The 13295-nt window shown below is 55.5% G+C and carries 10 protein-coding genes; 5 read left to right on the top strand and 5 right to left on the bottom strand.

Annotated features, from left to right (window positions below; translation table 11 throughout):
- Positions 1-62: 62 nt before the first annotated feature.
- Complete coding sequence (gene guaA / locus BFV97_RS04245) at positions 63-1649, bottom strand: glutamine-hydrolyzing GMP synthase (protein ID WP_069299505.1); 1587 nt, start codon at positions 1647-1649, stop codon at positions 63-65.
- Between the two features lie 211 nt (positions 1650-1860).
- Between guaA and BFV97_RS04240 the strand changes: the two genes are divergently transcribed.
- Complete coding sequence (locus BFV97_RS04240) at positions 1861-3411, top strand: trimethylamine methyltransferase family protein (RefSeq protein ID WP_069299109.1); 1551 nt, start codon at positions 1861-1863, stop codon at positions 3409-3411.
- Between the two features lie 104 nt (positions 3412-3515).
- Here BFV97_RS04240 and BFV97_RS04235 read toward each other — a convergent pair whose 3' ends face one another.
- The 3 genes from BFV97_RS04235 to mnmA form a co-directional block, all read right to left on the bottom strand.
- Positions 3516-4892, bottom strand: a complete 1377-nt coding sequence (locus tag BFV97_RS04235) for an ATP-binding protein (protein WP_069299108.1) — start codon at positions 4890-4892, stop codon at positions 3516-3518.
- Entirely contained in the window at positions 4892-5449 is a 558-nt protein-coding gene (locus tag BFV97_RS04230; protein ID WP_069299107.1) for a heme NO-binding domain-containing protein, read from the bottom strand. Before BFV97_RS04230 ends, BFV97_RS04235 begins: the two co-directional genes overlap by 1 nt.
- A gap of 70 nt (positions 5450-5519) precedes the next feature.
- Positions 5520-6665 (bottom strand): tRNA 2-thiouridine(34) synthase MnmA, encoded by a 1146-nt coding sequence (gene mnmA, locus BFV97_RS04225; protein WP_069299106.1) that lies wholly within the window; start codon positions 6663-6665, stop codon positions 5520-5522.
- A gap of 175 nt (positions 6666-6840) precedes the next feature.
- On the opposite strand from mnmA, the gene sciP reads away from it, so the two are divergent.
- From sciP to recG, 4 genes are all read left to right on the top strand, one after another.
- Positions 6841-7116, top strand: a complete 276-nt coding sequence (sciP, locus tag BFV97_RS04220) for a CtrA inhibitor SciP (RefSeq protein WP_069299105.1) — start codon at positions 6841-6843, stop codon at positions 7114-7116.
- A gap of 134 nt (positions 7117-7250) precedes the next feature.
- Positions 7251-7964 carry a response regulator transcription factor CtrA gene (gene ctrA / locus BFV97_RS04215; RefSeq protein ID WP_069299104.1) on the top strand — a complete coding sequence of 238 codons (714 nt, stop codon included), beginning with the start codon at positions 7251-7253 and terminating at the stop codon, positions 7962-7964.
- 177 nt (positions 7965-8141) lie between these two features.
- A complete protein-coding gene (ligA, locus tag BFV97_RS04210; protein WP_069299103.1) occupies positions 8142-10271 on the top strand; it encodes an NAD-dependent DNA ligase LigA in 2130 nt (709 codons plus the stop codon).
- 9 nt (positions 10272-10280) lie between these two features.
- On the top strand, positions 10281-12368 hold the full coding sequence (gene recG, locus BFV97_RS04205) for an ATP-dependent DNA helicase RecG (RefSeq protein WP_069299102.1): 2088 nt from the start codon (positions 10281-10283) through the stop codon (positions 12366-12368).
- 424 nt (positions 12369-12792) lie between these two features.
- On the opposite strand, the gene BFV97_RS04200 is transcribed toward recG, so the two are convergent.
- Positions 12793-13239, bottom strand: coding sequence for an iron-sulfur cluster assembly scaffold protein (locus tag BFV97_RS04200; protein ID WP_069299101.1), 447 nt, complete (start codon positions 13237-13239; stop codon positions 12793-12795).
- Positions 13240-13295: the final 56 nt, after the last annotated feature.

The following is a 13295-nucleotide window of genomic DNA, read 5'->3' as shown; positions in this document are numbered from 1 at the left end:
GGCGCGTCTCTTTTTGGTCCAAATATCCCCGCGCGGAGCGCAAAGAACTCACAGCGACAGGATCACTCCCATTCAATCGTGCCCGGAGGTTTTGAGGTGATGTCATAGGTCACGCGGTTGATGCCTTCGACCTCATTGATGATCCGTGTTGCAGTCTCGCCAAGGAAATCATGGCTGAACGGGTAGTAATCCGCAGTCATACCGTCGACAGATGTCACCGCCCGCAGTGCGCAGGCATAATCATAGGTGCGCCCGTCGCCCATCACCCCAACGGTTTTCACCGGAAGGATGGCGACAAAAGCCTGCCAGATGTCATCATACAAGCCGTGTTTGCGGATCTGGTCGATGTAAACCGCATCTGCCTTACGTAGAATTTCCAGTTTCGGACGGGTGATTTCGCCCGGACAACGAATGGCAAGGCCGGGTCCGGGGAAAGGGTGACGCCCGATAAAGCTCGACGGGAGGCCCAGCTCCTGACCGAGCGCGCGAACCTCGTCCTTGAACAGTTCCCGCAGGGGTTCCACCAGTTCCAGACCCATTTTTTCAGGCAGACCGCCCACATTGTGGTGGCTCTTGATGGTGACGGAAGGACCGCCCGAGAAAGAGACGCTTTCGATCACATCGGGATAGAGCGTGCCTTGCGCCAGAAACTTTGCGCCCCCCACTTCGCTGGCGTGTTTCTGGAACACGTCGATGAACAGCTTGCCGATGATCTTGCGTTTGGTTTCAGGATCGGACTGCCCGTCGAGTTCGCCAAGGAACAGTTCCTGCTCATCCGCGTGGATCAACGGCATGTTATAGTTGTCGCGGAACATTTTAACGACTTCTTCGGCCTCGCCCTGACGCAGCAGACCGTGATCGACAAACACACAGGTCAACTGGTCGCCAATGGCTTCGTGGATCAGCACAGCGGCCACAGAACTGTCAACGCCACCCGAAAGCCCGCAGATCACCTTTGCATCGCCCACCTGTTCGCGGATCGTGGCAATCGCCTGTTCGCGGTAGGCTTCCATCGTCCAGTCACCGCTAAATCCGGCGAGTTTGACGAAGTTTTCGTACAAGGTCGCACCATTGGGCGTGTGATGTACCTCGGGGTGGAATTGCACCGCAAAGAAGTTCCGCTCCAGATCGGCCGTGATCGCGAAAGGCGCATTGGGGGAGGTGCCGTAAACCTTAAATCCGGGGGCGATGGCGCTGACGTGGTCGCCGTGGCTCATCCAGACCTGTTCACGCTCTTCAAGGAACCAGCCGGTTAGCAGATCAATCCGCTCGGCTCCGGGTGTAACATAGGCCCGCCCGAATTCAGCCGTACCATGTCCGCGCTCCACCGTGCCGCCCAGCATGTGCATCATAACCTGCTGGCCGTAGCAAATCCCCAGAATCGGAACACCCAGATCGAACACCCGCTTTGGCGGACGGGGCGACCCTTCGGTCATCACAGAGGCCGGCCCGCCCGAAAAGATCACCGCTTTGGGATCAAACTCTTCCAGAAAATCATCCGTAACATTCTGGAACGGGTGAATTTCACAATAGACGTTCAGCTCGCGCAGGCGGCGGGCAATCAGTTGTGTGACCTGAGAGCCGAAATCAATAATCAGCAACTTCTCATGGTCGAAGGTTTCAGCGGGGAGGGGGGCATGATCTGTCATGGCAAGCCCATAGTAAATGGCTGGGATTCGCGCAAGGTCACATTCGTCGCGGGGGCGTTGGAAACGGGTGTATTTCACGGGAATTTTTCCCGTCGCCGCCTGAATCCGACCGGCCATGTCGCTTTGTGCCAGAAACGGGCGAATTTACACCTTACCGTTCGCAGGAAAACGCTAAACCAGCCTTGAAGATGTGAACAGAAGGTGATCCCAGATGTCTGAAGCTGCGCCAGCAACCCGTCGTAGAACCCGTGGTGGAGGAGGCGGTGCCGCCCGCCGCGCCGATCGCACTGCTGTGCGCCTTGAGGTGGCAAAATATATCGAGCGCAATATTCCGAACTTCGAGGTGCTGACCGAAGAGGCGCTGGAGATTATTGAAAACAATGCCGAAACCATCCTTGAAGAGATTGGGGTTCACTTTCCCGACAATCCGGGTGCGCTGAAACGCTGGGCCGATGCGGGCGCTGATGTGGACGGCGAACGGGTTCGTATCCCCCGCGGGCTGGCCCGCGAGTTGATCAAAACCGCGCCTTCCGAATACATCCAGCACGCCAGAAATCCCGAGCGGAACGTACGCGTGGGTGGCAATTCAATGGTGCTCGCGCCTGTTTACGGCCCGCCCTTCGTGCGCGACGTGAATGGCGGGCGGCGGTATGCCACTATGGCGGACTTCCAGAAGATGGTGAAACTGACTTATATGTCGAAATGGTTGCATCATTCCGGCGGCACAGTTTGCGAACCGACGGATATTGCGGTGAACAAGCGGCATCTGGACATGCTTTATGCCCATATGACCCTGTCAGACAAACCTTATATGGGGTCTGTGACCGCGCCGGAACGGGCAGAGGATTCGGTCAGAATGTCCGAAATCCTGTTCGGGGAGAGCATTGCCAACAAGACGGTGATGACGTCTCTGATCAACATCAACTCCCCATTGACCTTTGACGAGATCATGATGGGCGCGATGGAGGTTTACGCCAAGAATAACCAGGCCTGTATCGTTTCGCCCTTTATTGTGGGCGGGGCTATGGCGCCGGTTTCGGTTGCGGGCACGCTGGCGCAGGTGATGGCCGAAGGTCTGGCCGGTGTTGCCTATAACCAGCTTTGCAATCCCGGCGCGCCGGTGATTTTCGGGGCCTTTGTGACGTCGATCGACATGAACTCCGGTGCGCCGACATTCGGGACACCGGAAGCGTCGAAAATTCTTTACGGGGCAGGGCAGTTGGCCCGTCGTCTGGGATTGCCCTTCCGCTCTGGCGGGGCGCTCTGCGGGTCCAAACTGCCGGATGCGCAAGCGGCGTATGAAACCGCTAATACCCTGAACGCGGCTTTGCTGGGCGGGGTGAATTTCTGTCTGCATGCGGCCGGCTGGCTGGAAGGCGGGCTCGTCACCTCCTTTGAAAAATTTGTCATGGACGCGGATCAGTTGGGCGTTCTGCATTCTATGGCAAAGGGTGTGGATATGTCGGAGAACGGTCAGGCGCTGGATGCGGTGCGCGAGGTCGGTCCGGGGGGGCATTATCTTGGTTGCGCCCATACGCAGGCGAACTTCAAGGACAGTTTCTGGAAGTCGCAGTTGCTGGACTATAAACCGTTTGAAACCTGGGCGGATGAAGGGTCCAAAGACACGATGCAACTGGCCAGTGAGCGGGTTGAGCGGATGATGGGCGAATACACCCAGCCACCGATTGATCCCGCTGTGGATGAAGCGCTGCAAGCCTATATGACCGAGCGTAAAGCCTCCGAGCCTGACTCCTTCGTTTGATGAATCTGTCCGCTGGCGGTCGCTGCGCAAGTGGAAACCGCCAGCCGGATTGCGCGGGCTTCGGGTGATTGCACCCTGCCAATTCCACTGCCGGTCGCCGTTTTTCATGGTGGATACCCGGGTTTGACATGCGCTTGAAGCGTGTCAGCCAGCGTGCGCAGCAGCACGCTTTTCTTGAGGGGTTTGGAAAGATAGCCATCCATCCCCCCCTTGAGATATTCGGCAATCTGATAGGTCATTGCATTTGCCGTCAGCGCAAGGATCGGCGTGGGCCTGCGGGTGGTTTGATCCTCCCATTGTCTGATTTTCGCTGTCGCCTCCATCCCGCCGAGCACCGGCATATTAATGTCCATTAAAATCAGATCAAAGCTTCGCGCCCGTGCCTGTTCGACCGCATCCGCCCCGGTTGAGACCGGCACCAGTTCGAGGTCCAGATCCTTTAACTGCCTCTCAAGAACCAGAAGGTTCGTCTTATTGTCCTCTGCCACAAGAATCCGCCAGGGGCGCGAGGACAGGTATTCAAACGCCTGATCGTCCTCTTGCGGGTCCGGAGCGTCGGCGCGGACTGCAAGATCTACCCGCATGCGTGCGGTAAAAACGGAGCCTTCGCCAAGGACCGTTTGCACGGTCAGATCCCCATCCATCAACCGGCAAATCTGGCGGGAGATGACGAGACCGAGACCGCTGCCGCCAAAGTTTCGCGTTATCGTATCGTCGGCCTGTTTGAACGGCTGGAACAGAAGATTTAATTTGTCCTGACGTATGCCGATGCCGGTGTCGCGGACGCGGATTATCAGGAAGGTGCCGGCGTCGGTGTCTTCCAGATCTACGTGCACGCAAACTTTACCAGCGCGGGTGAATTTTAAGGCGTTTGAGACCAGATTGCCCACCACCTGCCGCAACCGGACCGGATCGCTTTTGATCCAGACGCCAGCGGACGGGGCAAGTTCGATGTCAAACAACAGGTTCTGTTTAACCGCCTTCATCGCATAGAATTGCTTGGCCGCGTTAAAATGGGCGGGCAGATCGAAGGGAATTTTCTCTATCGTTAGTTCCCCTGCCTCAATCTTGGAGACATCCAGAATATCGCTTAGGACAGACAGCAACAGCCCGCCGCTTTCGAGAATCGTATTGGTCATCTCCTGTTGCTCGGCGGTCAGGCTGGTATCGGTAAGCGCCTCCGCCATGCCCAGCACACCATTGAGAGGGGTGCGGATTTCATGGCTCATACTGGCGAGAAAGACGCTTTTTGCCTTGTTGCTTGCCTCGGCTGCTTTCATCGCGTGGTGGAGTTCCGTGGTGCGGTCGCCCACCATCCTCTCCAATTCGTCCGCCTGTCTGATTAACCTTTGATTCGCCTCCCAAAGCGCGCGGCTTTTTACATCCAGTAGGGATTCCGCCTCTAAACGGGCCGCCCTTTCACGATCATAGCGCCGCCGCGAAACAGTATCTGTTGCAGAAAGTTTTGCTTCCAATTTCATCAGGCAGCCTGTCGGGATGTCAGCCGCATGGTAAAGGTTGCACCGGAACACCCGTCAGAGCGGACCGGCGTTCGCAAAACCGATGCGGTTTCACCGAAATGTTCGATGCAGGCTTCGATCATACCCTGACAAAAATCCACCAGCGGCCGTTCCGACAGGTAGATCATTTCAAAAGAGTGCGAAGACAGGTAACGGGTGGCGAACCTTGGCAGTTCCGCATCGGGATAGAGTTTGCGGACCTCTACATGAACCTCGTTTTCGATGGAATCGAGCATTTGGAAGGCGGTCTCCTTACCCTCCATGAAAGGGGCATGGGTTTGCGCGAACCGCCGGAATATCCATTTGCCGAAAATTGTCTGTAATTTATCGGGCGTTGTACCCGCATGACGGGACAGGCCATCAATAAGCGCCATCAGCTCGCCACAGGAATAGTTTCCCACAGCAGAATAGGCCCCGCCGGATGCCAATTCGGTAGAATTGAGCACATCGTCCACGGCATCTTCCCCGATCAGGGAATCCGCCAGTGACAATAACTCTACAAAAACGACACCTTTCATCCGGTCCTCCAAGGCTGCGGCAGGCACAGCATAGGAGGTGGGAGTTAATATGTGCCTAATAGCAGCAGGATTAATAGCCGCGCCAGATCCAGCCGCCACCCCAGATACGTGTTCCTTCTGTTTCATAGAACACACAGGCCTGTCCGGGGGCGACGCCTTCTTCGGGGGACAGCAATTCGACCTCAGCTTGCGTGGCGGACAGCGGGCGCACGATGGCCTCTTTGGGCGCGCGGGTAGAACGAACCCGCACGGAAACATGCCATTCCTCGCGGCTTTCAAAGGGGTCGTCCCCAAGCCAGTTGATTTCCCGAACCGGCACTTTGCGCGTGGCCAACGCCTCTTTCGGGCCGACAATGACGTGTTTCTTGTCCACATCCAGCTTGACCACATAAAGCGGTTCGCGCCCGCCAATGCCTAGACCGCGCCGCTGGCCGACTGTGTAATGGATCACACCTTTGTGGTCCCCCAGTACCTCACCGTCCAGATGCACGATCTGACCCGGATCCGCCGCACCGGGGCGCAGTTTTTCGATCACCGCAGCGTAAGAGCCATTGGGCACGAAGCAGATGTCCTGACTGTCCGGCTTGTCCGCTACAGGCAGGCCGAATTTGCGAGCCAGCTCGCGGGTTTCCGCCTTGCTGCGCAGATGGCCAAGGGGAAAGCGCAGATAATCCAGTTGCTCCTGTTTGGTCGAAAACAGGAAGTAGCTCTGATCGCGATCCCCGTCCGCGGCCTTGTGCAATTCCGCCTTGTTTGGTCCCATAAAGCGCTGGATGTAATGGCCGGTCGCCATGCAATCGGCGTCCAGATCCTTGGCGGTTTCCAGAAGATCGCGGAATTTGACCCGCTCGTTACAGCGGATGCAGGGCACGGGCGTCGCACCGGCAAGATAACTGTCGGCAAATTCGTCGATCACGCTTTCGCGGAACTTGTTTTCATAATCGAGAACGTAATGGGGAAAGCCCATTTCCTCGGCCACGCGGCGCGCATCATGGATGTCGCGACCCGCACAACAGGCGCCTTTTTTCGCCAGCGCCGCGCCGTGGTCATAAAGCTGGAGCGTGATTCCCACCACGTCATAGCCTTCAGAGGCAAGCTGGGCCGCCACAACAGAGCTGTCAACGCCGCCCGACATCGCAACGAGCACACGGGTGTCCTTGGGCGCTTTGGCAAAGCCCATAGAATTCAATTCGTTTTTTGGAGTGTCGAGTGCCATCACATCGCCGGAGTTTTGGAGCCGATCAACAGCGCCATGCCGACTTGCCGGGCCGATAGATCAGGTTTGATATGGAATATAGTAAAACCCTAAGTGTTCTCAAGGGGGAGGGTTCACCAGTTATTAGGGGTTTGGGCAGAGTTTGGCCACAGTGAAATTTGTTAGAAGGTGCCCCATGTATATAAGAAAGGACTCCGGTCCCGTTTCTGTGACCCTGCCGGACGGAAGCCGCCTCAGCCGCTCTGATCTGCCGCCCAAGGACACATCGCGCTGGGTGGCGCGACGCAAGGCCGTGATTGTTGCCGCCGTAGAGGGTGGGCTGATTACGGATCGCGAGGCATGCCAGACCTACGATCTGACACAGGACGAGTTGCACAGCTGGATTAACGCGGTTCAAAGCCATGGTCCTGCAGCGCTGCGGGTGACAGCGATTCAAAAGTACCGAAGTTGATGGCGTTGGAAAAAGGATCAAATTTTATATAGACAACCTTAACGTGTATTGATAATTTCTTGCGGAGCGTAACGTATATTTAACTAAGTTGTAGAATACTAAGCCTACAAAATCTTATTGATCTGGAGTCTGCTATGCGTGTTCTACTTGTTGAAGATGATCCTACGACCTCCCGAAGCATCGAGTTTATGCTCTCTAATGCCAATCTGAATGTCTATGCCACGGATCTGGGTGAAGAGGGTATAGATCTTGCAAAGCTTTATGATTACGACCTTATCTTGCTGGATTTGAATCTGCCGGACATTAACGGACATGAGGTTCTGCGCCAGTTGCGCGTCGCGAAAATCCAAACCCCGATTCTAATTCTTTCGGGCAATGATGACGCGTCGGAAAAGGTTAAGGGGTTGGGATTTGGTGCGGATGATTATCTCACGAAACCATTCCATCGCGAAGAATTGGTGGCCCGTATCCATGCGATTGTACGGCGTTCCAAGGGACATGCGCAATCTGTGATTGAGACAGGAAGCATCGTTGTGAATCTGGATACAAAAACGGTTTCGGTCGAAACCGAGACGGTCCATCTCACGGGGAAAGAGTACCAGATGCTAGAACTGCTTTCGCTACGCAAGGGCACGACACTGACCAAGGAAATGTTCCTTAACCATCTTTACGGCGGGATGGATGAACCGGAACTTAAGATCATTGACGTATTTATTTGTAAACTGCGCAAAAAACTGGCCGAAGCTACGGGGGGAGAAAACCCCATCGAAACGGTCTGGGGACGCGGATATGTGCTTCGCGATCCGGATGAAGTTGAGGATTCCGTTAAAATGGTCGCAACTGCCTGACTAAGAAGTGAACGATTGGAAAACGGAAAAATTTGCGACGACTTAGGCTGATTCTTTGTCTGGCAGGTCTGCCAACTTTCACCTCAAATTGCCGAATGATCCAATTGTCTACTAGACCCGACAAGGGCAGCCAAATAGAACGGTTCGGTACGATCAGTTTTTGGGGATTATCGGATCATGGCAGTCGAACGCTCGGTATCACAGTTGTCTGTAAAAGAAGCTGAAGAAGAACTGATCCGATTGGCCGACATTCTGGCCGAAGCGAATATCGATTATCATACCAAAGATGCGCCGAAACTCAGCGATGCCGAATATGATCGCCTGCGCCTGCGCAATGCCGAAATTGAAAGCCGTTTCCCGGAATTGAAACGGCCGGACAGCCCCTCGGATCAGGTGGGCGCACCGGTGTCGGAAGCTTTTTCAAAGGTAAAGCACAGCCAGCGCATGCTATCTTTGGGAAACGCTTTTTCAGATGAAGATGTTGAGGATTTTACTCAAAGGGTGCGAAAATACCTAGGGTTTCGGGACAATGAACCGCTGGCGTTCACAGCTGAACCTAAAATCGACGGGTTGTCTTTGTCGCTGCGCTATGAAGATGGAAAACTGGTGCAGGCAGCGACCCGCGGCGATGGAGAGGTTGGTGAAAACGTAACCAGCAACGCGTTGACGATTGCAAACATTCCCCGCAGCCTGAAAGACGCGCCAGCTATTCTGGAAGTCCGCGGCGAAGTTTACATGAGCCATGCGGATTTTGAAAAACTGAATGCCAGTCAGCTAGAGAAGGGGGCGAAGTCTTTCGCCAACCCGCGCAACGCAGCGGCCGGATCTTTGCGACAACTGGATTCAAATATTACGCGACAGCGCCCTCTGCTGTTTTTTGCCTATGCTTGGGGAGAGGTCTCCGAACCTCTGGCTGACACCCAGTTCAATGCGATCAAGAGGTTGGAGAGTCTGGGTTTTTCCACAAACCCGTTGACGCGGCGGCTGGACGATACCGCCCAGATGTTAACGCATTACCACGACATCGAAGAACAACGGGCCACGCTGGGCTATGACATAGACGGTGTGGTTTACAAAGTAGATGATCTGACGCTGCAATCCCGTCTTGGCTATCGCGCAACAACCCCGCGTTGGGCCATTGCACATAAATTTCCCGCAGAAATTGCCCATACAATCCTTGAGGCGATTGAAATTCAGGTAGGTCGCACTGGTGCGCTTTCCCCCGTGGCGCGTTTACATCCTGTTACGGTCGGCGGCGTGGTCGTCTCTAACGCAACCCTACATAATGCGGATTACATCGCCGGACGGGACAGTAAAGGCGCCCCAATTCGCGAAGGCCGCGACCTGCGGTTGGGGGATTGGGTTGAAGTCTACCGCGCAGGCGATGTCATTCCCAAAATTCGCGATGTAGACCTCTCAAAACGCCCTGAAGACGCCGTACCTTATGAATTTCCAACGTCCTGCCCGAAATGCGGCTCTGACGTGGTTCGCGAAGAAGGCGATAGCGTCGCCTATTGCACCGGTGGCCTGATCTGCCCCGCACAAGCGGCCGAAAAGTTAAAACATTTCGTGTCCCGCTCCGCCTTTGACATTGACGGGCTCGGCGCCAAACAGGTGGAGATGTTCTTTAAGGATGACAGCCTGCCGATCAAGGAACCCGCGGATATTTTCACCCTGTCCCAGCGGGACGCCGCCAATCTGACCAAGCTGAAGAATCGCGACGGATTTGGCGATAAATCGGTCAGCAAACTGTTCTCTGCGATTGAGGAGAAACGAAAGATTCCCCTGAACCGGCTGATTTTTGCTCTGGGAATCCGCCATGTGGGGGAAACCAGCGCCGCCATGTTGGCCCGTCATTACACCAGTTGGGACGCATTTTTCACCGCGATGACCCAAGCACGGGAAAAATCCGGGGAAGCATGGGACGAATTGCTGAATATCGACGGCGTCGGCACCGTCATGGCAGAGGCCCTAGTCGATGCCTTCCACACCAAAAATACGCGCGACGCTATCGCGAGATTGGTTGCCGAGCTGGAGGTTCAGGATGTGGTCGCGCCGAATACCTCCGGTAGCGCAGTTGCGGGGAAAACCGTGGTCTTTACCGGAACACTGGAAAAAATGACCCGGGCAGAGGCAAAAGCCCGCGCAGAAACATTGGGTGCCAAGGTTTCGGGCTCGGTTTCGGCCAAAACCGATCTTGTGATCGCCGGACCGGGTGCGGGTAGCAAAGCAAAGAAAGCCGAATCTCTTGGCGTTGAAATAATTTCCGAGGATGATTGGCTCGAACTGATCGGCGCGACAGGGTAGGGTCGCCGGATGAGCCGCCGTCCAGAAATTCTCTTTCCGCTTTTTGCGGATCTGACCGTGCTCGACGGGATCGGGCCGAAATCTGCGCAAAATTTTGCTAAAATTGAAATTACCCGCCCCCGTGACCTGCTGTTTTTGCTTCCTCACAGCCTGATCAACCGCCAAATCAGCACGAGTATCCTCGACGTTGCGCCGCCGTCGGTGGTGACGGTCGAAGTCGTCGTCGGCATTCACTCCCCGAACGCGGTGAAGGGGCGGCCCTATCGGGTAACGGTGCAGGATAGTAAAACCAGCTTTCAACTGGTGTTTTTCCACGCGCGTTCCGACTGGTTGCGCGAACAACTGCCGAGCGGTCAAAAACGCGTGGTTTCCGGCAAGGTAGAGATGTTCGACAGTATCGCCCAGATGGTTCATCCCGATTACATTCTGCCGCCCGAAGCAGCGGAGACGATCCCCGCCAATGAACCGCTGTATCCCCTGACGGCGGGGATCAGTCAAAAGCAGGTCTTTCGCGCCGTCCATTCGGCCTTGCGTCTCTTGCCGGATCTTGCCGAGTGGATTGCCCCGTCCGTCATTGCAAAATTCGATTGGCCGGGGTGGAAAGCTGCGGTGGAGACAGCGCATGCACCCCGCTCTCAGGCCGATGTTCAAGCGACAGCGCCCCACCGCGCAAGGTTAGCCTATGACGAAATGTTCGCCCATCAAATCACCCTGGCGCTGGCCCGCAATTCCCAGCGCCGTGCCAAAGGTTTAGAGACGAAAGGCACCGGCGTTCTACGCAATAAGGTATTGAAATCTTTACCTTACGCGCCCACCAATGCGCAGTTACGGGCGTTTTCGGAAATAACCGAAGACATGGCGAGCAAGCGGAAAATGAACCGTCTGTTGCAAGGGGATGTTGGCTCCGGAAAGACACTGGTTGCGCTGATTGCGCTACTGGCGGCGGTGGAATCCGGCGGGCAGGGCGTTCTGATGGCGCCAACGGAAATCCTGGCGCGGCAGCATGTGGAAGGGCTTCAGCCACTCGCAGCCGAGGCCGGCGTTGTTTTGGAATTGCTGACCGGGCGGGACACCGGGGCGGAGCGGCGCAAAAAGCTGGGGGCACTGGAGAACGGGAACATCCAGATTCTCGTGGGAACACATGCAGTGTTTCAAAAAGACATTCAATTTCAAGATCTTCGGCTTGCCGTCATTGATGAACAGCACCGGTTTGGCGTTCGCCAGCGGCTCGACCTGGGTGCGAAAGGGGCTGCGGTGGATGTGCTGGTGATGACAGCGACACCTATTCCGCGCTCTTTGGAACTGGCGAATTATGGCGACATGGATGTTTCGGTACTGGATGAGAAACCCGCCGGACGCAAACCGATCGAAACGGTTCTGGTCTCGAACAAGAGGCTCGAAGAAGTGGTCTCCCACCTGCGCAACGCGATTGCAGAGGGGCGGCAGGCGTATTGGGTATGTCCGCTTGTCGGGGAAAGCGAGACAAAGGACTGGGCCGCCACTGAAGAGCGCTACCGTCTGTTGCGACTTGCCCTCGGTGACGAAAACGTGGGCATGGTTCACGGCCAAATGCCACCAGCGGATAAAGATGCGGCCATGGCGGATTTTGTGTCAGGTCGCACCAAAGTTCTGGTGGCAACAACGGTGATCGAAGTCGGGGTTAACGTTCCCACGGCGAGTATTATGGTCATCGAACAGGCCGAAAGTTTTGGTCTGGCGCAATTGCACCAGTTGCGCGGGCGTGTCGGGCGTGGGTCCGAGGCCTCAACCTGTTTGTTGATGTATGGCACGCTTGGAAAGACGGCCGAGCGGCGGTTAAAGACCATGCGCGACACCAACGACGGGTTCCGCATCGCGGATGAGGATTTGAAAATCCGCGGCGCCGGAGATGTTCTGGGCGTTGCCCAATCCGGTCTGCCACGGTTCCGGATTGCGGATTTGGAACGCCAGTCCGAGTTGATGAAAACGGCGCAGGACGATGCCCGTTTGTTATTGGCCGAAGACCCTCAACTGGTCTCCGAAAGGGGGAAAGCGGCGCGTGTTCTCCTTTATCTGATGGAGCAGGATAAATCTTTTCGATACATTTCAGTAGGTTAAACCCACAGAGGTTAAGGAACAGTTAAATGTTCTCATTTAGTTCTTGCAATGCAGGAACAATTGCGGAACATTACAGGAACTGACGAGAACATAACCACTGAGGTCTGACAATGATCCGCGAAATGATCCGAATACTGAATGCTAATTCCGCCACCGTCCTTGAAGACGTTGTCGGGCTTTCTGCCATTTTTGTGATGCTGGTCGTTGTTCTGCACCTGCCCGGTTACACCCTCTGAACTCTGTCCGCGGTCGTTTGGCTGCACTTGGGTATCCGGATGCCTCGTCCCTGTGATGCCCGCCGTCCCAAGACGGCCCTGAAACATTGCCCCGTTTCCGACGTGCCCGATTTTCGACACCGCACACCTTTGACGCCGCACCTGTTTAGGTCGCGGCGTTTTTTTTTGGTTTCCAGTTAACGCTATTTTTACGCCGCTTGGTTTAAGCTTTCGAGAGCAGCGACCGTTGCATCAAACGCCAAAAGAATGGATGCATGACGGTTTTTGTAAGCTTTGGCAGGTTGCAACACTTCCAAACCATCAAACGGCGCATCAGGAACGGGTCCGTCGGATTTCAACATTGCGGCCAGTTGGTCACGTCCGGTTTTGATCGTGCTCAAAGACTGCCCCATAACCGCCGCGCCTAAAACGCTGGCCGATGCCTGTCCTAAGGCGCAGGCTTTGACGTCTTGGCCAAAATCGGACACCACGCCGTCTTTCACGCAAACATCTACCGTTACGGTAGAACCACATAAAGGAGACCGTTTCATATCACTCGCCTCTGGAGCGTTCAGCCGTTCGGCATGGGGAATATCCGCCGCCAGTGCAAGAATCCGGTTGGAGTAGAGTTTTACCATTTCGGATGCGTCTGTCATTGCGCAGCCCTTCTATTTCTCGTGTTACCTCTATAACTAGGCTTCAACCCCTGTTT

The sequence above is a fragment of the Neptunicoccus sediminis genome, from assembly GCF_001719615.1.
In the GTDB taxonomy this organism is placed as follows: Bacteria; Pseudomonadota; Alphaproteobacteria; order Rhodobacterales; family Rhodobacteraceae; genus Amylibacter; species Amylibacter sediminis.
Note: the sequence above shows the minus strand (reverse complement) of the source record. Positions and strands in the feature narration are given on the sequence as shown.